The sequence below is a fragment of the Mycobacterium marseillense genome, from assembly GCF_010731675.1.
Taxonomy (GTDB): domain Bacteria; phylum Actinomycetota; class Actinomycetes; order Mycobacteriales; family Mycobacteriaceae; genus Mycobacterium; species Mycobacterium marseillense.
The window spans coordinates 3,666,339-3,686,923 of sequence record NZ_AP022584.1 but is presented as its reverse complement, the minus strand read 5'-3'; the positions used below and the strand labels follow the sequence as shown (position 1 = coordinate 3,686,923).

General features: G+C 67.7%; 23 protein-coding genes. 17 read left to right on the top strand and 6 right to left on the bottom strand.

Annotation, left to right across the window (positions count from 1 at the left end; all coding sequences use genetic code 11):
* Positions 1-19: 19 nt before the first annotated feature.
* The gene (locus G6N26_RS16965) at positions 20-1,264 is read left to right on the top strand and encodes a sulfotransferase family protein (protein WP_083017851.1); all 1,245 of its coding nucleotides are present in this window, start codon (positions 20-22) and stop codon (positions 1,262-1,264) included.
* A 29-nt stretch (positions 1,265-1,293) separates the two neighbouring features.
* Positions 1,294-2,184, top strand: a complete 891-nt coding sequence (locus G6N26_RS16960; protein ID WP_067171794.1) for an alpha/beta fold hydrolase — start codon at positions 1,294-1,296, stop codon at positions 2,182-2,184.
* Positions 2,185-2,210: 26 nt separating this feature from the next.
* Here the strand turns inward: G6N26_RS16960 and G6N26_RS16955 are convergent, their stop codons facing one another.
* Positions 2,211-2,423 carry a TOBE domain-containing protein gene (locus G6N26_RS16955; protein WP_067171845.1) on the bottom strand — a complete coding sequence of 71 codons (213 nt, stop codon included), beginning with the start codon at positions 2,421-2,423 and terminating at the stop codon, positions 2,211-2,213.
* 106 nt (positions 2,424-2,529) lie between these two features.
* Positions 2,530-3,135 (bottom strand): TetR/AcrR family transcriptional regulator, encoded by a 606-nt coding sequence (locus G6N26_RS16950; protein ID WP_083017849.1) that lies wholly within the window; start codon positions 3,133-3,135, stop codon positions 2,530-2,532.
* A gap of 145 nt (positions 3,136-3,280) precedes the next feature.
* Here G6N26_RS16950 and G6N26_RS16945 point away from each other — a divergent pair, with 145 nt between their 5' ends.
* Entirely contained in the window at positions 3,281-4,600 is a 1,320-nt protein-coding gene (locus tag G6N26_RS16945) for a cytochrome P450 (protein ID WP_067171798.1), read from the top strand.
* Positions 4,601-4,605: 5 nt separating this feature from the next.
* Here G6N26_RS16945 and msrA read toward each other — a convergent pair whose 3' ends face one another.
* Positions 4,606-5,118, bottom strand: coding sequence for a peptide-methionine (S)-S-oxide reductase MsrA (gene msrA, locus G6N26_RS16940; protein WP_083017847.1), 513 nt, complete (start codon positions 5,116-5,118; stop codon positions 4,606-4,608).
* Between the two features lie 74 nt (positions 5,119-5,192).
* On the opposite strand from msrA, the gene G6N26_RS16935 reads away from it, so the two are divergent.
* The 4 genes from G6N26_RS16935 to G6N26_RS16920 all read left to right on the top strand — a co-directional run bounded on the left by G6N26_RS16935 (position 5,193) and on the right by G6N26_RS16920 (position 8,056).
* Complete coding sequence (locus tag G6N26_RS16935) at positions 5,193-5,702, top strand: nuclear transport factor 2 family protein (RefSeq protein WP_067171847.1); 510 nt, start codon at positions 5,193-5,195, stop codon at positions 5,700-5,702.
* Positions 5,699-6,718, top strand: coding sequence for an NAD-dependent epimerase/dehydratase family protein (locus G6N26_RS16930; RefSeq protein ID WP_083017845.1), 1,020 nt, complete (start codon positions 5,699-5,701; stop codon positions 6,716-6,718). Before G6N26_RS16935 ends, G6N26_RS16930 begins: the two co-directional genes overlap by 4 nt.
* 79 nt (positions 6,719-6,797) lie before the next feature.
* Positions 6,798-7,625, top strand: coding sequence for a class I SAM-dependent methyltransferase (locus G6N26_RS16925; RefSeq protein ID WP_067171802.1), 828 nt, complete (start codon positions 6,798-6,800; stop codon positions 7,623-7,625).
* A 50-nt stretch (positions 7,626-7,675) separates the two neighbouring features.
* Positions 7,676-8,056: a DUF427 domain-containing protein gene (locus G6N26_RS16920; protein ID WP_067171804.1), complete on the top strand. Its 381-nt coding sequence runs from the start codon at positions 7,676-7,678 to the stop codon at positions 8,054-8,056.
* On the opposite strand, the gene G6N26_RS16915 is transcribed toward G6N26_RS16920, so the two are convergent.
* Positions 8,050-8,448 carry a nuclear transport factor 2 family protein gene (locus G6N26_RS16915; RefSeq protein ID WP_067171806.1) on the bottom strand — a complete coding sequence of 133 codons (399 nt, stop codon included), beginning with the start codon at positions 8,446-8,448 and terminating at the stop codon, positions 8,050-8,052. The two genes, G6N26_RS16920 and G6N26_RS16915, sit on opposite strands and share 7 nt — an antisense overlap.
* 62 nt (positions 8,449-8,510) lie before the next feature.
* Between G6N26_RS16915 and G6N26_RS16910 the strand changes: the two genes are divergently transcribed.
* The 9 genes from G6N26_RS16910 to G6N26_RS16870 all read left to right on the top strand — a co-directional run bounded on the left by G6N26_RS16910 (position 8,511) and on the right by G6N26_RS16870 (position 17,901).
* The gene (locus G6N26_RS16910; RefSeq protein WP_083017843.1) at positions 8,511-9,422 is read left to right on the top strand and encodes a DNA-3-methyladenine glycosylase family protein; all 912 of its coding nucleotides are present in this window, start codon (positions 8,511-8,513) and stop codon (positions 9,420-9,422) included.
* Between the two features lie 88 nt (positions 9,423-9,510).
* Positions 9,511-10,059: a Dps family protein gene (locus G6N26_RS16905; protein WP_067171810.1), complete on the top strand. Its 549-nt coding sequence runs from the start codon at positions 9,511-9,513 to the stop codon at positions 10,057-10,059.
* A gap of 146 nt (positions 10,060-10,205) precedes the next feature.
* On the top strand, positions 10,206-11,189 hold the full coding sequence (locus G6N26_RS16900; protein ID WP_083017842.1) for a pirin family protein: 984 nt from the start codon (positions 10,206-10,208) through the stop codon (positions 11,187-11,189).
* A 2-nt stretch (positions 11,190-11,191) separates the two neighbouring features.
* Complete coding sequence (locus tag G6N26_RS16895; protein ID WP_083017840.1) at positions 11,192-11,824, top strand: TetR/AcrR family transcriptional regulator; 633 nt, start codon at positions 11,192-11,194, stop codon at positions 11,822-11,824.
* A gap of 55 nt (positions 11,825-11,879) precedes the next feature.
* On the top strand, positions 11,880-12,821 hold the full coding sequence (locus G6N26_RS16890) for a class I SAM-dependent methyltransferase (protein WP_083017838.1): 942 nt from the start codon (positions 11,880-11,882) through the stop codon (positions 12,819-12,821).
* 33 nt (positions 12,822-12,854) lie between these two features.
* A complete protein-coding gene (locus tag G6N26_RS16885; RefSeq protein WP_067171820.1) occupies positions 12,855-13,796 on the top strand; it encodes a class I SAM-dependent methyltransferase in 942 nt (313 codons plus the stop codon).
* An 80-nt stretch (positions 13,797-13,876) separates the two neighbouring features.
* The gene (locus G6N26_RS16880; protein WP_067171823.1) at positions 13,877-15,442 is read left to right on the top strand and encodes an LCP family protein; all 1,566 of its coding nucleotides are present in this window, start codon (positions 13,877-13,879) and stop codon (positions 15,440-15,442) included.
* 106 nt (positions 15,443-15,548) lie between these two features.
* A complete protein-coding gene (locus G6N26_RS16875) occupies positions 15,549-16,982 on the top strand; it encodes an aldehyde dehydrogenase family protein (protein WP_067171825.1) in 1,434 nt (477 codons plus the stop codon).
* A 55-nt stretch (positions 16,983-17,037) separates the two neighbouring features.
* Positions 17,038-17,901, top strand: coding sequence for an SDR family oxidoreductase (locus G6N26_RS16870; RefSeq protein WP_067171827.1), 864 nt, complete (start codon positions 17,038-17,040; stop codon positions 17,899-17,901).
* Positions 17,902-17,928: 27 nt separating this feature from the next.
* Here the strand turns inward: G6N26_RS16870 and G6N26_RS16865 are convergent, their stop codons facing one another.
* Both G6N26_RS16865 and G6N26_RS16860 read right to left on the bottom strand, forming a co-directional pair.
* Positions 17,929-18,762 (bottom strand): tyrosine-protein phosphatase, encoded by an 834-nt coding sequence (locus G6N26_RS16865; protein WP_067171829.1) that lies wholly within the window; start codon positions 18,760-18,762, stop codon positions 17,929-17,931.
* Positions 18,755-19,975, bottom strand: coding sequence for an acyl-CoA dehydrogenase family protein (locus G6N26_RS16860; protein ID WP_067171849.1), 1,221 nt, complete (start codon positions 19,973-19,975; stop codon positions 18,755-18,757). Before G6N26_RS16860 ends, G6N26_RS16865 begins: the two co-directional genes overlap by 8 nt.
* A gap of 119 nt (positions 19,976-20,094) precedes the next feature.
* On the opposite strand from G6N26_RS16860, the gene G6N26_RS16855 reads away from it, so the two are divergent.
* Positions 20,095-20,556 carry a nuclear transport factor 2 family protein gene (locus G6N26_RS16855; RefSeq protein WP_083017836.1) on the top strand — a complete coding sequence of 154 codons (462 nt, stop codon included), beginning with the start codon at positions 20,095-20,097 and terminating at the stop codon, positions 20,554-20,556.
* Positions 20,557-20,585 lie beyond the last annotated feature (29 nt).

Genomic DNA, 20,585 nt, shown 5'->3' with positions numbered 1-20,585 from the left:
CAGAGTAACATAAGTCGCCGTGACCGATGCCGTTCGCTCCGTTTCCCTCGATGACCTGGCCACGCCCCGATTCAGCGCCGAGGGTCAGCAGATCCTCGACATGATGACCGCGATGGCCCCGCAGTGCCCGCTGGACGCCGACGCGCTGCACGCCCAGGCCAGGCAGGACACCGGATTGCACGATTTCGGGCCCGACGACTACCGCGAGCGTCTCGATGTCTACCTCGCCGCGCTGCGGGAGATCGACGGGCTGCACGGCGCCGGCGCGGTCAACTTCTACGGGCAGCTGCTGCAGATCCTCAAAAATCGGCTGCTGTTGGCCGATTTGCTGACGCGCCACCCCGAGATCAACGACATCGAGCTGACCTCGCCGGTGGTGATCGCCGGGCTGCCCCGCACCGGCACCACGCACCTGCACAACTTGCTGGCCGCGCCACCCACCTTCCGGACCATGCCGTACTGGGAAAGCAACGAGCCCTTCCCGACGCCGAATGAGGTTGGCGTGCAGCCGGATCCGCGACGGGCTCGGATGGACGTCGCGGTCGGGGTGATCAATATGGTGATGCCGCATTTCGTCCTCATGCACGAAATGACTACCGACCACGTCCACGAGGAGATCCAGCTGCTGGCCAACGACGTGTCCACGATGCTGCTGGAGACGCTCGCTGACGTGCCCCGCTGGCGCGACTACTACCAGTCCCACGACCAGACGCCGCACTACGAATACCTGGCCACCCAGCTGCGGGCGATGCAGTTCCTGCGCGGGGGGCGGCGCTGGCTGCTCAAGTCGCCCCAGCACCTCGAACAGGTGCCCGTCCTGGACCGGGTGTTTCCCGACAGCATCGTCGTGTTCACCCACCGCGACCCCGTGCCGGTGGCGCTGTCGATGATCGCGATGATCACCTATTCCGCGCGCATGCACCGCTCGCCGGTGCCGGTGGAGCAGATCGCCCACTCCTGGATCGACCGCCTCGACCAGATGCTCAGCGCGCTGGTGCGCGACCGCGACACCATCGGCCCGGACCGCTCGGTCGACATCCGGTTCGACGAGTTCATGGCCGACGAACTCGGCACCGCGCAGCGCGTCTACACGTTGGCCGGCGAGCCCTTCACCGACGAGGCGCGCGACGCGATCACGGGCTACCTGGCGGGCCACCGCCGTGGCCGGCTGGGCAACGTTGAAACGTCCTTCGAGATGTTCGGGTTGACCGAGGACAACCTGCGGGAGCGCTTCGCGCCGTATGTCGAGCGGTTTCTGGCCTAAGCCCTTCCCAGCCGCTACGTTCTCAACACATGGTGACTATGCCCGCGCTGGACGGTGTCGAACACAGGTACGTCGATCTCGGAGACGGCGTGACGATCCATGTCGCGGACGCGGGCCCGGCGAGCGGGCCGGTGGTGATGCTGGTGCACGGCTTCCCGCAGAACTGGTGGGAATGGCGCGAGCTGATCGGGCCGCTGGCCGCCGACGGCTACCGGGTGTTGTGTCCGGACCTGCGCGGGTCGGGTTGGAGTTCGGCGCCGCCATCCAGTTACCGCAAGGACGAGATGGCCGACGATCTGGCCGGCGTGCTGGATCGGTTGGGCGTCGCGACGGTCAAGCTGGTGGCCCACGACTGGGGCGGGCCGGTCGCGTTCATCATGATGCTGCGCCACCCCGAAAGGGTGAGCGGCTTTTTCGGGGTGAACACCTCGGCGCCATTCGTGAAGCGCTCACCGTCGACGCTGCGCAACGTCTGGCGGTTCTGGTATCAGATCCCAATCTCGTTGCCGGTCATCGGCCCCCGCGTGATCAGCGCGCCGGACTCCCGGTTCCTGCGCTTCCTCGGGTCATGGGTGGGCGGCGGCTACACGCTGCCCGACGAGGACGTGCAGCTGTACCTCGAGTGCATGCGCCAGCCCGGCCACGCCGAAGCGGGTTCGCGGTGGTACCGGTCGTTTCAGACCAAGGAAATGCTGAGCTGGATGCGCGGCGAGTACGCCGACGCCCGTGTCGACGTCCCCGTCCGCTGGTTGACGGGCACCGAAGATCCGGTGATCACCGCGGACCTGACCGAGGGATACGCCGACCACATCGAGGATTTCGAGGTCGAACTGGTCGACGGCGTCGGCCACTGGATCGTCGACCAGCGGCCCGACCTGGTCCTGGACCGCGTGCGGACCTTTCTCGGCGCCCAAAAGTAGTTCGCGGCAAAGCTTTTCGGCACGCCCTAATCGACGCCGATGGTGACCTCGGTCGACTTGATGAACACGGTCGCGGGCTGCCCGACCTTGAGCCCGAGGTCGGTCGCGGCGTCCTTGGTGACCGATGACGTGACGACCTGATCGCCACCGTCGAGCGTCACCTTCACCACGGCCATCACGGCGCCGAGTTCGACCTCGGTGATCTTTCCCCTGAGCTGGTTTCGAGTCGAGAGCCGCATCGCAGAATCCTCCATGTCAGAGCGGACGGGGTCTGCGGTGAGCCTATCTCCGCCGGGCCGGGCCCGGAATGGCTTGCGACACCTTGATTTACGGGGCCCGGCGAGCTCAGTGCCGCGGGCCGAGCAGAGCTACGGACGCATCCACCGCCGGTTCCACGATTTCTCGGACCGGTGTTCCGTCTTCGACCGCAAGTGCGGTCAGCTCCCGCAGGCCCCCCAACAGGATCACGGCCAGGGGCGCGGTCAACGGCGGCAGCTTCGCGCGCCGAAACCCGGGGCTGGCGCTGAGGTCGATCAGCAGGCTGGTCAACAACTGCTGCCCGCGGCGCTGAACCGGGCGGGCGGCCGCACCCAGCGACGGCAATTCACGGATCCAGCTCAACGTGATGGCAGGGCGGGCCTCGATGTAACCGACATACGCCTCGACCGCCTGCCGGATCTGCGCGTGCCAATCGGCGTCGGGATCGACCGAGGCCGCGATACGTTCGCCGAGCTTCTCCATGTCGGCGGCGAGTAGCTCGAGGAAGCACTCTTCCTTACTGGCGAACTGGTCGTAGAAGGTGCGCTTGGAGGTGCGGGCGTAGCGGACGATGTCGGCGACCGTGCTGGTCCGGTAACCGCGCTCGGTGATCGCGTCGGCCAGGCCGTCGAGCAATCTGAGTCGAAACGGATCGACCTCGACGAGATCGGGGCCGCCATCGGTCGCTGTCATCGCTGAGGTCACGGCCGGCGCCCCCTTTCGGTTCGATGCGGATCTTGTCAGCTCTGGTACTTCAGAGTACCGTACCTGGAAGAACCCGCGGTACATCGCCGTACCAACCCCGGTGCAGGGGCCGACGTTGGGAGAAGTCATCGTCATGAGCCAACAAGTCGTCGCCCCACCGGCCGCGGTCAAGCTGCCGCCGGTCGCCCGAATTCCCAAGGCAGTTCAGGGCATTGGCTTCGCGATGTCGCGGCGCTCGATGATGCGACGACTGTCGCGCCGCTACGGCAGTGTCGTCGCGCTGCGGCTCCCGATGTGGGGGCGCGTCATCGCCGTCAGCGACCCGGAGTTGGCCAAACAGGTCTTCACCACCAGCCCCGACGAGCTCGGCAACATCCAGCCCAATCTGAGCAGGCTGTTCGGCAGCGGCTCGGTGTTCGCGCTCGAGGGCGATGACCACCGTCGCCGGCGACGGCTGTTGGCGCCGCCGTTTCACGGCAAGAGCATGAAGAACTACGAGAGCATCATCGAAGAGGAGACGCTGCGCGAGATCGCCGGCTGGCAGCAGGCCGAATCGTTCGCGACGCTGCCTCCGATGATGCGGATCACGCTGAACGCCATCCTGCGCGCGGTCTTCGGGGCCGACGGCGCCGAACTCGACGAGCTGCGCCGCCTCATCCCACCGTGGGTCACCCTGGGCTCGCGTCTGGCGGCGCTGCCCAAGCCGAAACGGAATTACGGCCGGTTCAGCCCGTGGTACCGCCTCGACGAGTGGCGGCGCCAGTACGACAAGGTCATCGACACGTTGATCGCGGCCGAGCGGGCGGACCCGGACTTCGCCGAGCGGACCGATGTGCTCGCCCTGTTGCTGCGCAGCACCTACGACGACGGTTCGGCCATGTCACACAAGGACATTGGCGACGAGCTGCTCACCCTGCTGGCCGCCGGCCACGAAACCACCGCGTCCACGCTGGCGTGGGCGTTCGAGCGGATCAGCCGGCACCCCGATGTGCTGGCGGCCCTCGTCGAGGAGGCCGATAGCGGCGGCAACGAGCTGCGCCAGGCGACAATCCTGGAGGTCCAGCGGGCGAGGACGGTGATCGACTTCGCCGGACGCCACGTTTACCCCGAGACCTATCAACTGGGCGAGTGGGTGATTCCGCGCGGTTACTCGATCATCGTGGGCATCGCACAGCTACACGACAACCCCGAGCTGTTCCCCGATCCCGGCCGCTTCGACCCGCAGCGCTTCATCGGCACGAAACCGTCGGCGCTGGCCTGGGTTCCGTTCGGTGGGGGCACCCGCCGCTGTGTCGGGGCCGCATTCGCCAACATGGAGATGGACGTCGTGCTCCGGACGGTGTTGCGCCGCTTGGCGATTGAGACGACCGACGCACCGGGTGAGCGGTGGCACTGCCGCGGGGTCGCGTTCACCCCGAAGGACGGCGGCCGAATTACGGTGCGCCGGCGCTGATCCGCCTATTGGCTGGCTGACGCCCGCCGCGGCAGCTTCCAGCCCGGGCGGATGAAGTGGCAGGTGTATCCGTTCGGATAGTGCTGCAGGTAGTCCTGGTGTTCGGGCTCGGCTTCCCAGAAGTCGCCGGCGGGGCTGACCTCGGTCACCACCTTGCCCGGCCACAGGCCGGACGCCTCGACGTCGGCGATGGTGTCCAGCGCGATCCGCTTCTGCTCCTCGTCCAGGTAGAAGATCGCCGACCGGTAACTCATCCCCAGGTCGTTGCCCTGGCGGTTCTTCGTTGTCGGGTCGTGGATCTGGAAGAAGAACTCCAGCATCGTCCGGTAATCGGTCTCCGCTGGGTCGTAGACGATCTCGATGGCTTCGGCGTGGGTGCCGTGGTTGCGATAGGTCGCGTTGGGGACGTCACCGCCGGTGTAGCCGACCCGCGTCGAGACGACTCCGGGCTGCTTGCGGATGAGTTCCTGCACTCCCCAGAAGCACCCGCCGGCGAGAATCGCTTTCTGGTTGGTCATCGCTCGTCCTCCTAACCGCCACAGTGACGCCCAGGCTACACTCCGCCGATGAGCTGCAATGGTGCCGCGAAATCATGAGTACGCCGAAGTTCTCCCGTAGCGAACTGGCCGCCGCGTTCGAGCAATTCGAAGCTACCGTCGATGCGGCCGCCCAGTCGCACGACTGGGACGCGTGGGTCCAGCACTACACTCCGGACGTCTTGTACATCGAACACGCGGCGGGCACCATGCACGGCCGCGACGAGGTCCGCGAGTGGATCAGCAGGACGATGGGCAGTTTTCCCGGCAGCCACATGGTCGCGTTCCCGTCGCTGTGGTCGGTGATCGACGAACCCACGGGGCGGATCATCATGGAACTCGACAATCCGATGCGCGATCCCGGCGATGGCACCGTCATCGGTGCCACCAACATCTCGATCATCACCTACGCCGGCGACGGCCTGTGGCGTCAGCAGGAGGACATCTACAACCCGCTGCGCTTCGTGCAGGCCACGATGAAGTGGTGCCGCAAGGCCCAGGAGCTCGGCACCCTCGACGAGGACGCCGCGCGTTTCATGGAGCAGTACGGAGGGGCGGCTCAATGACCACGAAGCCCAAGCTCGTGATCGGTGCCAACGGATTTCTGGGTTCGCATGTGACCCGTCAGCTGGTCGCCGACGGCTATCAGGTGCGGGCCATGGTGCGCGAAGGCGCCAACACCCGCGCCATCGACGACCTCGAGCTCACGCGCTTCCACGGCGACGTGTTCGACTCCGCCGTGCTGCGGGCGGCCATGGACGGCGTCGACGACGTCTACTACTGCGTCGTGGACACCCGCGCCTGGCTGCGCGACACCTCGCCGCTGTTTCACACCAATGTCGAAGGGTTGCGCAACGTTCTCGACGTGGCCGTCGCGCAACCCGACCTGCGCAGGTTCGTCTTCACGAGCACGTACGCGACCGTCGGCCGGCGGCGCGGGCACGTGGCGACCGAGGACGACATCGTGGCCGCCCGCGGGCTGTCGGACTACGTCCAATCCCGGGTCCAGGCCGAGGATCTGGTGATGCGCTACGTGGCCGAGGCGGGGCTGCCCGCGGTGGCGATGTGCGTGTCGACGACCTACGGCAGCGGCGACTGGGGCGGCACCCCGCACGGCGCGTTCATCGCCGGCGCCGTCTTCGGCAAGCTGCCCTTCACGATGGACGGCATCGAGTTGGAAGTCGTCGGCGTCACCGACGCCGCCCGGGCCATGGTCTTGGCGGCCGAGCGCGGGCGCATCGGCGAGCGGTACCTGATCTCAGAGCGGATGATCGCGCTGACCGACGTCGTGCGGATCGCGGCCGACGAGGCTGGCGTGCCGGCACCGCGACGTTCCATCTCCGTTCCGGTGCTGTACGCCCTCGGCGCGCTGGGCAGTCTGCGAGCCCGGCTCACCGGCAAGGACGCCGAGCTCAGCCTCGCGTCGGTGCGCATGATGCGTGCCGAGGCGCCGGTCGACCACAGCAAGGCCGTCCGCGAATTGGGTTGGCAGCCACGCCCCGTCGAGGAATCCATCCGCGAGGCGGCGCGCTTCTGGGCGGAGATGCGAAATGCCAAGGGTAGGAGCACGACTCCCGGCTGAACACCACGCCGGCCGTTGTTCAGGACGCTGCGCGGCACTTGCTGTGGGACTAGCCTCGGGCGGTGTGAATACCGCACGAGTGTCCGTCGATCTCACCGGGGCGCCCCAGACCATGCTGGCGACCTTCTACGCGAAGGCGCTGGATGCCGACTTCGAAAAACCGATCCTGGGCGATCGGTACGCGAAGGAAATCGTCGACCGCATCGATTACGACTGGAAGAAAACGACCATCACCGCCCGGCGGGCGCCGTCGGTCACTACCCGCTCGGCGCACTTTGATGAGTGGACGCGCAAATTCCTTGCAGCGCACCCACGCTCGGTCGTGCTGCACGTGGGCTGCGGACTGGACAGCCGGTTTTTCCGCGTGCAGCCGGGCCCGGACGTCCAGTGGTACGACGTCGACTACCCCGAGGTCGCAGCGCTGCGCACCCAGCTTTACCCGAGCCGCGATCGCTATCGTGTCATTGCCGCCTCGGTCACCGACCCGGCATGGCTGAGCGAAATCCCCGCCGACCGTCCTGCGTTGATGATCGGGGAGGGGCTGACCATGTACCTGACCGAGCAGGACGGCACCGCGCTGCTGCGCCGAGTCGTCGACCGGTTCGGTTCGGGTGAACTGCAGTTCGACGTGTTCAATTGGCTCGGGATCAAGTCGCAATGGCTCAACACCGTGGTGCGAGGGTCGGGGTCGACCCTGCAGTGGGCGATCAACGGACCCGACGACATCGTCGAAGCCGTACCGGGGGTGCGGTTGCTGGCCTGGGAGCGATGGTTCGAGTCGTTCACCTTCGCGCAGTTGCCACGCTCATCCCGGGTCCTGGGCAGAGTTATGTCCGCGATCCCCGCCGCGGCGAACATGTCTCAGTACCACCGGTACGCATTCGGCCCGCCGGACGGGAAGGGTTGACGACGGCGGGGTGTTGCAACCTCAATAGGCGTCTGTAGGAGGTATTGATCATGGCCCACCGCCAAGTCCTGGAGCCAAACGCCGGGCACCCCATCACCATCGAGCCCACGAACGGCCGGGTGCAGGTCCGCGTCAACGGCGAGTTGGTCGCCGACACCACCGACGCGCTGGAACTGCGCGAAGCCACAATCCCTGCGGTGCAATACATTCCGATCGCCGACGTGCTACAGGATCGGCTCACCCGCACCGACACCAGCACCTACTGCCCGTTCAAGGGCGACGCCACCTACTACAGCGTGACGACCTCATCCGGTGACACCGTCGACGACGTGATCTGGACCTACGAGCAGCCGTATCCGGCGGTCGCCGCGATCGCCGGGCACGTCGCGTTCTACCCCGACAAGGCCGACATCAGCGTCTCGCCTCAGTAGGGGACCCATCCGGGAAGCGCGGACGCCGCCGCCCGGGTATCGCTGTAGAGGCGCATCGAGACGATCAGGCCGTCGCGCGTGTCGAAGATGCACACGAACGGGCTGTCATAGGCCACGCCGTCGGACGTCGTGCCGGTGGCGTGCGCCTCCACCACCACCGTCTCTCCCTCGTTTACGCAGCGCACCAAGTCGATGTCCAGTTCGAGGTCTTGTTTGCGCCGCTCGATCGCGCGCCGGAAGGTGTCCTTGTCGCAGGCGGTACGCGTGAACAGCGTCCAGTAGGTGAAGTCGTCGCGCAGCAGCGCGAAGCCCTCGTCCAGATCGCCGCCGTCGCTGGTGCTCTGCAAAAACATCCAGGCCAGTTCGCCCTGCGGGTCATCGAACGGCGTCATCACACCGCAATATTGACTGGGGACGGAGTTCAGGGTCAATCGAGCAGTCGGAGAGTCATCAGGTGAAGAGCACGCGCACGGTCGTGTTCCCGGGGGCCGCCAGCTTCGGGCACACGTTGTCGCCGCTTCGCCGTGGTCCAGCGGATCCCTGCTTCCGGACGCCCGGCGACGGTTCGATCTGGCGGACCAGCCTGCTGCCCACCGGCCCGGTCACGGCGAGAATCACGCGCGCGGCCCCCGACGCCGCGCAGTGTGTGGCGTGGGGGGGCGGCGCGCAGGAGTTCGTCGAAATGCTGCCCGCCCTGCTGGGTCTCGAGGACGACGCCTCGGACTTCGTGCCGCGGCACCCGACGGTCGCCGCCGCGCACCAGCGGGTGCCGCACCTGCGGCTGGGCCGCACCGGGCTGGTGCTGGAGGCGCTGATCCCGGCGATCATCGAGCAGCGGGTGCCCGGCGCCGACGCGTTTCGCTCCTGGCGTGTGCTGGTGACCAAGTACGGGAGGCCCGCGCCGGGACCGGCCCCGGAGGGGATGCGGGTGCTGCCGTCGGCGCAGGAGTGGCGAACCATCCCGTCGTGGGAGTTTCATCGGGCCAACGTCGACCCGAGGCGGGCGCAAGCGGTGGTGACCTGCGCCCAGCGCGCCGCCTCGCTGGAACGGTTGACGTCACGGCCGGCGGCGCAGGCGCGCGAGGCGTTGATGTCCTTGCCGGGCGTGGGCGTGTGGACGGCCGCCGAGACGGCGCAGCGGGCCTTCGGCGACGCCGACGCCGTATCGGTGGGCGACTACCACATCCCGAAGATGATCGGCTGGACGTTGCGGGGAGAGCCCACCGACGACGCGGGGATGCTCGAACTGCTGGAGCCGATGCGGCCGCACCGCCAGCGGGTGGTCCGGCTGCTCGAAGCCAGCGGATTGGCGTACGAACCGCGCCGCGGGCCGCGCCTGCCGGTGCAGCAAATCCACTCACTGTGATCCGCCGGTTTTTCGCACCGGCCATCGGGTACCCAACAGGGCAAGTAACTGTGTGGGAACCCCACGAAAGGAAACAAGGAAACACGCGATGACTCAGTTCACGATTCCGGGATTGACCGACAAGCAGGCGGCGCGCCTCACCGAACTGCTGCAAAAGCAACTGAGCACCTACAACGATCTTCACCTGACGCTCAAGCACATTCACTGGAACGTCGTTGGCCCGAACTTCATCGGTGTGCACGAGATGATCGACCCGCAGGTGGATGCGGTGCGCAGCTTCGCCGACGATGTCGCCGAACGCATTGCCGCTCTGGGCTCTTCGCCGCAGGGCACGCCTGGTGCCATCATCAAGGACCGCTCGTGGGACGACTATTCGGTCGGCCGCGACACCGTCCAGGCCCACTTGGCCGCGCTGGACCTCGTCTACAACGGGGTCGTCGAAGACATCCGCCAATACATCGACGAGACAGACGAACTCGACCAGGTCACCCAGGACCTGTTGATCGGCCAGGCGGGTCAGCTGGAGAAGTTCCAATGGTTCGTCCGGGCGCACCTTGAAAGCGCCGGCGGCCAGCTGGCCCACGCGGGCAAGAGCACCGAAAAATCTGCCGCCAAGAGCGCGCGCAGCAAATCCTGACACCGCCGTTCGCACACTCCGCGCGATCGCCCCGGCAAACGGCTGCCGGGGCGATGGCGTCTTGCCGCACCTCGTGACACCGACCCCCCGGAATAAGTGGACTCTAGTCCGGTTATATCGGGTAGTTCGCTTTACGAGGAGGTCAGATGCCTGCAGTTACGGCCAACACGCTGACGTTGCCGCGAGTCCACGGCCCCGGGCCCGCCGACACCGAGCGGCCGGTGCGGTCGATCACCACCGGCCCGCGTGGGTACGAGGGCGAAGGCTTTCCCGTCGTCCGGGCTTTCGCCGGGGTGAGCAGCGCGGCCCTGGATCCGTTCGTGCACATGGACCAGATGGGTGAGGTCGACTACCAGCCCGGCGAACCCCGCGGCACCGACTGGCATCCACACCGCGGCTTCGAAACCGTCACCTACATGCTCGACGGGAAATTCGCTCACCAGGACTCCCACGGGGGCGGCGGCCTGATCGCCGATGGAGCGACGCAGTGGATGACCGCGGGTTCGGGCATCCTGCACATCGAGACGCCGCCGGCCGAACTCGTCGACAGCGGCGGCCTCTTCCACGGCGTCCAGCTCTGGGTGAACCTGCCGAAGAAGGACAAGTTCGCCCCGCCGCGGTACCAGGCCATCGAGGGTGGTGACGCCGCGTTGCTGGCGTCCGACGACGGTGGGGCCCTGATCCGCATCATCGCGGGCGAGATCGACGGCCACCGGGGGCCCGGCGTCACGCACACGCCGGTCACGCTCGCGCACGCGACCGTCGAGAACGGCGCGCGGCTCAACATTCCGTGGCGGCGGGACTTCAACGCACTCGTGTACGTGCTGTCGGGCAGCGGGTACGTCGGCCCGGTCGCCCACCCGATCCACCAGGGTCAGTTGGCCGTCCTGGGGCCCGGCGACCGGATCACGGTCGGCGCGCAGCGGGTGCGGGATTCGGGTGGCGCGACGGCCATTGATGTGCTGCTTCTGGGTGGGCGACCCATTCGCGAGCCGGTATTCCACTACGGCCCTTTCGTGATGAACACTCGCGCGGAATTGATCGAGGCGCTCGAGGACTATCAAGCTGGAAAATTTGGCAGTATTCCGCCAAATGCGCTAATGCCTCACCGTGGCGGTGGCACACTCTAGCAATGCTTCCTCGGGGGAATCGCAGGCCGGGCCGTCCGCCTGCAGCGAAGGCGGACGAGACCCGGCAACGAATCATCCAAGCTGCTCGTTTGGTGTTCAGCGAACGCGGCTACGACGGAGCGACGTTCCAGGCCATCGCTTCTCGCGCGGACCTGACCCGGCCGGCGATCAACCATTACTTTTCGAGCAAGCGCGCGTTGTATCGCGAAGTACTTAACGAGACGAACAAATCCGTCATCGGGGCCGGTATCAAACAAGCCGAGCAAGAGTCCACGCTGGCGGCGCAGTTGACGGCGTTCATCTACGAAGCGACAAGAGCTAATGCCGAGAACCCGGCCGGATCCGCTTTTTTAATCAGCGGCGTACTGGAATCGCAGCGCCATCCGGATTTGGCCGGAACCGAAAACGATTCCGTGCGGATTGCCCGGGAATTCCTGGTGCGCGTGGTCAACGAGGCGATGGAGCGGGGCGAAATCGTCAGCGACTTCGATGCGTCGGCATTGGTCGAGGCGCAGCTCGTGCTCGTCTGTGGGGTGGGCCTGTACGCGGGCTACATCCAGAGTCCGGAGGCCATAATGGCCCTCACCGGGGTGCTGCGCCAGTTACTGGAAGGTGCGTTGCGGCCACGCGAGTGAAGTTGCGCACAAAGCGTATAGGCTAACTAACTTATCCCGGTACCATGGTCGGGATATGACTGACCTGGATGCCTCGATGCCGCCGTCCGTGCGGTCTGCCGGCGACAGCTGGTCCATCACCGAACTCGTCGGCGCGACCGCGCTGGGCGTCGCCGCCTCGCGCGCGGCCGAGACCGCCGGCGCCGAGCCCCTGATTCGTGACGAGTTCGCCCGCCTGCTGGTGTCGTCGGCAGGCCCGGCGTGGGCGCGGCTGGCCGACCCCGAGCTGTCCTGGCTCGACGACGACCAGCACGGGCGCCGCGCGCATCGCACCGGGATCGACTACCAGGCCGTGCGCACCCACTTCTTCGACGAGTACTTCGACGGCGCGGTACGTTCCGGAATCCGGCAGGCGGTGATCCTGGCCGCCGGTCTGGATTCGCGGGCCTACCGGCTGGACTGGCCCACCGGCACCACGGTCTACGAGATCGACCAGCCCAAGGTGCTGGAGTACAAAGCCGGCATCCTGCAGCAGCACGGCGCCGTGCCCACCGCGATCCGCCATCCCGTCGCGGTGGACCTGCGCGAGGATTGGCCCGCGGCCCTGACCGCGGCCGGCTTCGACCGCACGCAACCGACCGCCTGGCTGGCCGAAGGGCTGCTGCCGTACCTGCCCAGCGACGCCCAGGACCGGCTGTTCGAGATGTTCACGGCGCTCAGCGCGCCCGGCAGCCAGGTCGCGATCGAGGTGTTCGGCATGAACTCGCGGAGCAACTCGCAGCGCTGGTTGCGGATGCGCGAGCGGCTCGGCCTGGACGTCAACGTCCAGGCGCTGACCTACCACGAGCCGGACCGCTCGGACGCCGCCGCGTGGCTGACCGACCACGGCTGGCACGTGCAGACCGTGAACAACCGCGACGAGATGGCCCGGCTCGGCCGTGCCGTCCCCGAGGACCTTTCCGACGAGGCGGTGCGCAGCGAGTTGCTGCGGGCGCGCCTCGGCGGGACCACCGCCTGACTTTCAGCCTCTCGACACCCAAGGAGTTAATGCATGAGCTCGCTGCGCACCCACGACGACACCTGGGACATCAAGAGCAGCGTCGGCACCACCGCCGTCATGGTGGCTGCCGCCCGCGCCATCGAGACCGAGCAGCCCGACGCGCTGATCCGCGACCCCTACGCCCGCCTGCTCGTGAACAACGCCGGCGCCGAGGTCCTGTGGGAAGCCATGCTCGACCCCGAGGTGGTGGCCAAGATCGAAGCCATCGATGAGGAATCCGCCGCCCGGATCCAGCACATGCGCGGCTACCAGGCGGTGCGGACCCACTTCTTCGACGAGTACTTCGCCGACGCCGTCGCCACCGGAATCCGGCAGGTGGTGATCCTCGCGTCGGGGCTGGATTCGCGGGCGTACCGCCTCGACTGGCCGGCCGGCACCACGGTGTACGAGATCGACCAGCCCCAGGTGCTGGACTACAAAACCACCACGCTGGCCGAAGCCGGCGCCACGCCGTCCGCCGACCGCCGCGAGGTGGCGGTCGACCTGCGCGAAGACTGGCCGGCCGCGCTGCGCGCCGCGGGCTTCGACCCCGCGCGTCCGACCGCCTGGCTGGCCGAGGGCCTGCTGATGTACCTGCCCGCCGAGGCGCAGGACAAGTTGTTCACGCAGATCGGCGAGTTGAGTCCGGCGGGCAGCCGGGTCTCCGCCGAAACCGCACCGATGCACGCCGAGGAGCGGCGCCAGCAGATGCGCGAACGGTTCAAGAAGGTGGCCGACGAGCTCGGCTTGGAGGAGACCGTCGACGTCGGCGAGCTGATGTACCGCGACGAGCACCGCGCGAACCTCGCCGACTGGCTCAACGACCACGGCTGGCGCGCCACCGCGCAGAACTCGATCGACGAGATGTACCGCCTGAACCGCGGCGTCCGGAGTTCAGAGCTGGACGACGACCGGGACGCCTTCTCCGACTTCGTGATCGGCGAGCGCCTGTAACGACCCGCCCCGCCCACCGTCGGCTCGCGGCCGCGGTTACCGGGATTTCGCCAGGTCATCGGGGACAATGATGACTCATTATGGGCGGCGGCGCGGCTGAGCGATCACACCGCTGGGTGCTGTTGAAGGGCCGGCTCGTCGCCGGCATCGCTTCGGCCTTCGTCATGGCCATCACCGGCATCGGCTGGACGGGCTACCACACCGCCCTGGGCCGGATCATCATCTCCCACGCGCTGCCGAACGGGGCGGCCTCGCTCGGCGACAACCAGAACATCCTGTTGATGGGCCTTGACAGCCGGCTGGACCAGAACGGCCGGCCGCTGCCGGCCGAGATTTACGACGCGCTGCACGCCGGCGACGAAACCTCGGGCGGCTACAACGCCAATGTCCTTATCGTCGTGCACATTTCGGACCGCGACGGTCCCGTCACCGCGGTGTCTATTCCCCGCGACGACTACGCCGAGCTGCCGGGCTGCCCGGGCTCGGTCTGCACCGGCAAGATCAAGCAGGCCTACGGGCTGGCCTATCAGCAATCGCTGAACGCGCAGGCCGCCGGGAACTCGGGCGGCGCGGGGTCGACCGATCTGGCGGCCCGCGAGCAGACCGCCCGCGAGGCCGGCCGCAAAGCCGAAATCGGCGCCGTCAGCGACTTTCTGGGTATCTCGATCGACCACTTCGTCGAGGTCACGCTCGGCGCCTTCTACCAGATCGCCAAGGCGGTCGAGCCAATCACGGTGTGCCTCAACGGCGATACGCGTGACAGCTATTCGGGTGCGGACTTCCACCAGGGGGTGCAGCGCATCGACGCGGCCGACGCGATGGCCTTCGTGCGGCAGCGGCGGGACGAAAACGACGGCTCGTTCACCGATTTCGACCGGACCCGACGCCAGCAGGCGTTCCTGGTGTCGTTGGTCGAGGCGGCCCGCAGCGGCGGCGCACTGTCCAGCGTGAGCGGGCTGCGCAAAATGCTTCAGGTCGCCCGGGACAACGTCGCCGTCGACGCCGGGCTCGACCTCGTGCAGTTCGCGTCGCGGGCCTCGCGGCTGACCGGGCGGCCGCTGTCGCTCTACACCCTGCCGATCTCCGGCTTCGGCACGGACCCGAACGGCTCCGACATCAACCTCGTCGACCTTCCGGCCATCCGGCGCATCGTCAACGAGCGCTTCATGTCGGACGCGCCGGCCGCGCTCGACGCCGCGTCGCCGGACGCCCAGCCGCCACCCGCGCTGGCCGACCCCGTCGTTCTCGACGTCGTCAACGCCAGTGCACGCGACGGACTCGCGGCCGCTCTCGAGGAGGCCTTCGCCGGACGGGGCTTCACTCGGGGCAGCGCCACGACCGCCGCCGCCCCGGCCGACGACAGCGCGATCGAATACGGCCCCGGGGCCGATGCGGGCGCGCGGGTCCTGGCCGAGCAGCTGCACGTGCCGGCGACCGCGGATCCCTCGGTGGCCTCCGGAACCGTCCGGCTGACGGTGGGAACGGGATTTCCCGCGGCGGACTACCTCACCCGCCCCGGCGCGGCCGGTGCTGCATCGGCGTCCGGGCAGGTGATGGCCGTCGCCGCCACCGGCAGCGGCGACCGCGCCCCGGCGCCGACCGACCTCAGCCAGATGACGGCCTCGAGCGTCCCCTGCGTCAAGTAACCCCGCGCGCCAGAGCCTTTCTACTGCTCTCCCAACCGGATGGTTAGTATCGCGGTTATCGCCGATGAGCGGCCGCCTCGCGGCGGGACTCTGCTCGGGAAGGACAATGATGACCACCGAATCGGTTGCATCGCAGACATCGCTCTCCAAGGACTCCACGAACGGCGCCGCTTCGGGCGACATCGCCGCGACGGTCGCGCGGCTTCGCCAGACCTTCGCCACCGGGCGCACCCGCGACGTCGAATGGCGTAAGCGGCAGTTGCTGCAACTCGTGAAGCTGATGGAGGAGAACGAGGCCGCGCTGGCCGCCGCGCTCGCCGAAGACCTGGACCGCAGCCCGTTCGAGGCCTACATCGCCGACATCGCCACCACCGCCGGTGAGGCCAAGTACGCGGCCAAGCGGGTGCGCAAGTGGACGCGGCGCAAGTACCAACTGCTGGAGCTGCCGCAGCTGCCCGGCCGCGGCTGGGTGGAATACGAGCCCTATGGCACCGTGCTGATCATCGGCGCCTGGAACTACCCCTTCTACCTCACGCTCGGCCCGGCCGTCGGGGCGATCGCCGCCGGCAACACCGTGATCCTCAAGCCGTCGGAAATCGCGGCCGCGTCCTCGCGAGTGATGGCCGAACTCGTCCCGAAGTACCTCGACAACGACGCCATCGCCGTGATCGAGGGCGACGGCGCGACGAGCCAGGAGCTCATCGCCCAGGGCCTGGACCGGGTGATGTTCACCGGCGGCACCGAGATCGGCCGCAAGGTCTACGAGGGTGCGGCGCCGCACCTGACCCCCTGCACCCTCGAGCTCGGCGGCAAGAGCCCGGTGATCGTCGCGGCGGACGCCGACGTGGACGTGGCCGCCAAGCGGATCGCCTGGATGAAACTGCTCAACGCCGGACAGACTTGCGTCGCACCGGATTACGTGTTGGCCGACGCCACGATCCGCGACGACCTGGTCAACAAGATCGGTGCCGCCATCACGAAGTTCACCTCCGACAAGCCGGACGGCATGCGGGTGGTCAACCAGCGGCAGTTCGACCGAATCAGCGGCTACCTTTCCGGATCCGACGGCACGGTCACCGTCGGCGGCGCCTGCGACGCCTCGAAGCTGCGCATCCAGCCCGCGGTGGTTCTGGACCCCGACCCGGACGGCCCGCTGATGCGGAACGAGATCTTCGGTCCGGTCCTGCCGGTGATCACGGTCCAAAACCTGGACGAGGCAATACGTTTCGTGAACTCACGACCCAAGCCGCTGTCGGCCTACCTGTTCACCAAGCGGCGCGAGACCCGCGAGCGGGTGATCAAGGAGGTGCCGGCCGGGGGCATGCTGGTCAACCACGTCGCCTTCCAGGTGTCGACGGCCAAGCTGCCCTTCGGCGGCGTCGGCGCGTCGGGCATGGGCGCCTACCACGGCAAGTGGGGCTTCGACGAGTTCAGCCACCGCAAGGCGGTCCTGACCAAGCCCACCCGCCCCGACCTGTCGAGCTTCATCTACCCTCCATACACCGAGCGGGCCTTCAAGATGGCCCGCCGGATGTTCTGACCCGGCTTCGCCGAACCATTTGCCAGACAGAGTTTTCCACGCAGAGAGGAACCTTATGCCCGGAGTGCAGGATCGCGTCGTCATCGTCACCGGAGCCGGTGGGGGACTGGGCCGCGAGTACGCCCTGACCCTCGCCAAGGAGGGCGCCAGCGTCGTGGTCAACGACCTCGGTGGCGCCCGCGACGGCACCGGCGCCGGCCACAACATGGCCGACGAGGTGGTCAAGCAGATCAAGGACGCCGGTGGCCGGGCGGTCGCCAACTACGACAGCGTCGCCGAACCCGAGGGCGCCGAGAACATGGTCAAAACCGCGCTCGACGAATTCGGCAAGGTCGACGGCGTGGTCAGCAACGCGGGCATTCTGCGCGACGGCACGTTCCACAAGATGTCCTTCGAGAACTGGGACGCCGTGCTCAAGGTGCACCTCTACGGCGGGTACAACATCATCCGCGCCGCGTGGCCGCACTTCCGTGAGCAGAGCTTCGGCCGCGTCGTCGTCGCCACCTCCACCAGCGGTCTGTTCGGCAACTTCGGGCAGGCCAACTACGGCGCCGCCAAGCTCGGCCTGGTCGGCCTGATCAACACGCTGGCCCAGGAGGGCGCCAAGTACAACATCAAGACCAACGCGGTCGCGCCGATCGCCGCCACCCGGATGACGCAGGACATCCTGCCGCCGGAGGTCTTCGAGAAGATCACCCCGGAGTACGTCGCCCCGGTGGTGGCCTACCTGATGACCGAGGAGCTGACCGACACCGACTCGGTGTTCATCGTCGGCGGCGGCAAGGTGCAGCGCACCGCGCTGTTCCAGAACGACGGCATCACCTTCGACAGCGTGCCGTCGGTCGAGGACATCGCCGCCAAGTGGGGCCAGATCACCGACCTGTCCGCGGCCCAGCAGGCCACCTTCAAGCTGGGCTGAGCCCGCCGTTGCCGGGTGCTCGGCGGGTCAGGCGAGCAGCGCTTCGCGCAGGCGCTCCACGTCTGACTCGCTGACACTCGCGGCGCGCAAATAGGCGTCCAGCGACCCGAATTCCTCGTCGATGGTCTGGCGCGCGGCGGCCAGGTAGACCTCCCGGACCCCGAGCACGCCGTCGGAGAGCCGCGCCTCGGTCCAGGTCACCACCTCCGGCGTCAGCTCGGAGTCCTGGCGCTGCGCGATCATCGCCGAAATCTGCGCCCGCAGGGCGGGTGCCGCGTCGTTGCTGCGCAGGAAATCGGCCAAGATGGTGTCGCGGTCGATGCCGATCGCTTCGAGCACCGTCGCCACCACGAAGCCGGTGCGGTCCTTGCCGGCGAAGCAGTGCGTCAACACCGAATGCCCGGTGGCCAGCAGCGAAATGACGCGGTGCACCGCCTGCTGCGCCCCGTTACGCGTGGGGAATTGCCGGTATTCGTCGATCATGTAGCGGGTGGCGGCCTCATCGACGGATTGGCCCGACTGCTCCTCGACTCCCTCGCCGGTGAGCAGCCGCTGGAACGCGTGTTCGTGCGGCGCGGCGTCGTCGGTCCCGGCGTCCTGGTCGCCGAGATCGGGGAAGGGCAGCAGGTGCACCTCGACGCCGTCGGGAACCAGCCCGGGGCCGCGCCGGGCGACCTCGCGGGACGCCCGCAGATCGGCGACATCGGTGATGCCCAGCCGGCTCAGCGTCGCGCGGCCGTCGTCGTCGAGCCCGCTCAGTTCACCGGAGCGGAACAGCCGCCCGGGTTTGAGCACCGCGGTACCTTCTGCGACGTCACGAAAGTTCCACGCGCCCGACAGTTCTCGCAAGGCCTCAGTCATGCGCCGTGACCGCCGCGGCGAGGGCCGACTTTTCCCGGCCGAGTTCGGCGCGCGCGATGGTTCGCATGTGCACCTCGTCGGGGCCGTCGAAGATCCGCATGGCGCGGTGCCAGCCGTACAGGCGGGCCAGCACCGTGTCGTCGCTGACACCGGCGGCACCGTGCACCTGGATGGCGCGGTCGATGACGTCGCAGGCCACCTGCGGGGCCACCGCCTTGATCTGGGAGACCAGCAGATGCGCGGCCTTGTTGCCGTGCTGGTCGATGGTCCACGCCGCCTTCTCGCACAGCAGCCGTGCCTGGTCTATTTCGTTGCGGGACTTGGCGATTGACTCCCGTACCACGCCCTGCTCGGCTAGCGGGCGGCCGAACGCCACCCGCGTTTGGGCCCGGTCGGACATCAGCGCCAGGGCGCGCTCGGCGCCGCCGAGGGCGCGCATGCAGTGATGGATGCGGCCCGGTCCGAGCCGGGCCTGGGCGATCGCGAAGCCGCCGCCCTCTTCGCCGAGCAGGTTGGTGGCCGGCACGCGCACGTTGTCGTAAATGATCTCGCAGTGGCCGTGCTGGTCCTGCCAGCCGAACACCGGGGTGGAGCGCACCACCGTCACGCCCGGCGTGTCCATGGGCACCAGCACCATCGACTGCTGCTGGTGGCTGGCCGCGTCGGGGTTGGTGCGGCCCATCACGATGAGGATCTTGCAGCGCGGGTCGGCCGCACCCGACGTCCACCACTTGCGCCCGTTGATCACGTAGTCGGCGCCGTCGCGCACGATCAAGGTCTCGATGTTGCGGGCGTCGCTGCTGGCGACGGCCGGCTCCGTCATGGAGAAGGCGCTGCGGATCTCACCGGCCAGCAACGGCTCCAGCCACTGCTTGCGCTGTTCCTCGGTGGCGAACAGGTGCAGCGTCTCCATGTTGCCGGTGTCGGGCGCCGCGCAGTTGAGCGCCTCGGGCGCGATCTCCAGGCTCCAGCCGCTGATCTCGGCCAGCGGCGCGTATTCGAGATTGGTCAGGCCGGATTCGGCCGGCAGGAACAGGTTCCACAGACCCTGCTGCTTGGCCTTGATCTTCAGTTCCTCGACGACGGGCGGAACCGTGTGGTCGCGCGGGCCTGCTTCGTGGCGGAACTTGTCGTAGTCGGCCTCGGCCGGGAACACATGCTCGGTCATGAAATCGGTCAGCCGCTTGTGGTAGTCGCTGGCCTTGGCCGACATCGCGAAGTCCATGCCCGTCACGATAGGTCACGCGGTATCGGACGGCGCGAGCAGACGCAAAATCGCATGCTGCAGTGCGGATTAGTGCGATTCTGTGGCTACTCGCGCAGGATGAGGGGGTGAGCGAATCCCGGCCCCCGCTCCCGCCGTTCACGCGGGAGACCGCGATCCAGAAGGTGCAGGCAGCCGAGGATGCGTGGAACACCCGCGACCCGCACCGCGTCAGCCTGGCGTACACGGTCGACTCGCAGTGGCGAAACCGCGGGGAACACGTCGTGGGCCGCGACGAGATCGTGGCGTTTTTGACCCGCAAGTGGCAGCGCGAACTCGATTACGCGCTGCGCAAGGTTCTTTGGGACTTCCACGACAACCGCATCGCGGTGCGGTTCCAGTACGAGTGCCACGACGCATCGGGCCAGTGGTACCGCAGCTACGGCAACGAGCTGTGGGAGTTCACCGAGTCCGGGCTGATGGCCCGCCGCGAAGCCAGCATCAACGACGTGCCGATCGACGCATCGCAGCGACGTTTCTTCGGGCCTCGCCCGTCGTCCGAACACGGCCGCGACATCCCGCTCTGGTAGGCGGGACGCGACAACGACCCCTTGTGACG

Excerpts from the sequence above, each read along its gene's own strand:
- G6N26_RS16960 (WP_067171794.1), top strand. The coding sequence starts at position 1,294 with ATGGTGACTATGCCCGCGCTGGACGGTGTCGAACACAGGTACGTCGAT.
- G6N26_RS16955 (WP_067171845.1), bottom strand. The coding sequence starts at position 2,423 with ATGCGGCTCTCGACTCGAAACCAGCTCAGGGGAAAGATCACCGAGGTC.
- G6N26_RS16950 (WP_083017849.1), bottom strand. The coding sequence starts at position 3,135 with ATGACAGCGACCGATGGCGGCCCCGATCTCGTCGAGGTCGATCCGTTT.
- G6N26_RS16945 (WP_067171798.1), top strand. The coding sequence starts at position 3,281 with ATGAGCCAACAAGTCGTCGCCCCACCGGCCGCGGTCAAGCTGCCGCCG.
- msrA (WP_083017847.1), bottom strand. The coding sequence starts at position 5,118 with ATGACCAACCAGAAAGCGATTCTCGCCGGCGGGTGCTTCTGGGGAGTG.
- G6N26_RS16935 (WP_067171847.1), top strand. The coding sequence starts at position 5,193 with ATGAGTACGCCGAAGTTCTCCCGTAGCGAACTGGCCGCCGCGTTCGAG.
- G6N26_RS16930 (WP_083017845.1), top strand. The coding sequence starts at position 5,699 with ATGACCACGAAGCCCAAGCTCGTGATCGGTGCCAACGGATTTCTGGGT.
- G6N26_RS16920 (WP_067171804.1), top strand. The coding sequence starts at position 7,676 with ATGGCCCACCGCCAAGTCCTGGAGCCAAACGCCGGGCACCCCATCACC.
- G6N26_RS16915 (WP_067171806.1), bottom strand. The coding sequence starts at position 8,448 with ATGACGCCGTTCGATGACCCGCAGGGCGAACTGGCCTGGATGTTTTTG.
- G6N26_RS16905 (WP_067171810.1), top strand. The coding sequence starts at position 9,511 with ATGACTCAGTTCACGATTCCGGGATTGACCGACAAGCAGGCGGCGCGC.
- G6N26_RS16900 (WP_083017842.1), top strand. The coding sequence starts at position 10,206 with ATGCCTGCAGTTACGGCCAACACGCTGACGTTGCCGCGAGTCCACGGC.
- G6N26_RS16895 (WP_083017840.1), top strand. The coding sequence starts at position 11,192 with ATGCTTCCTCGGGGGAATCGCAGGCCGGGCCGTCCGCCTGCAGCGAAG.
- G6N26_RS16890 (WP_083017838.1), top strand. The coding sequence starts at position 11,880 with ATGACTGACCTGGATGCCTCGATGCCGCCGTCCGTGCGGTCTGCCGGC.
- G6N26_RS16885 (WP_067171820.1), top strand. The coding sequence starts at position 12,855 with ATGAGCTCGCTGCGCACCCACGACGACACCTGGGACATCAAGAGCAGC.
- G6N26_RS16880 (WP_067171823.1), top strand. The coding sequence starts at position 13,877 with ATGGGCGGCGGCGCGGCTGAGCGATCACACCGCTGGGTGCTGTTGAAG.
- G6N26_RS16875 (WP_067171825.1), top strand. The coding sequence starts at position 15,549 with ATGATGACCACCGAATCGGTTGCATCGCAGACATCGCTCTCCAAGGAC.
- G6N26_RS16870 (WP_067171827.1), top strand. The coding sequence starts at position 17,038 with ATGCCCGGAGTGCAGGATCGCGTCGTCATCGTCACCGGAGCCGGTGGG.
- G6N26_RS16865 (WP_067171829.1), bottom strand. The coding sequence starts at position 18,762 with ATGACTGAGGCCTTGCGAGAACTGTCGGGCGCGTGGAACTTTCGTGAC.
- G6N26_RS16860 (WP_067171849.1), bottom strand. The coding sequence starts at position 19,975 with ATGTCGGCCAAGGCCAGCGACTACCACAAGCGGCTGACCGATTTCATG.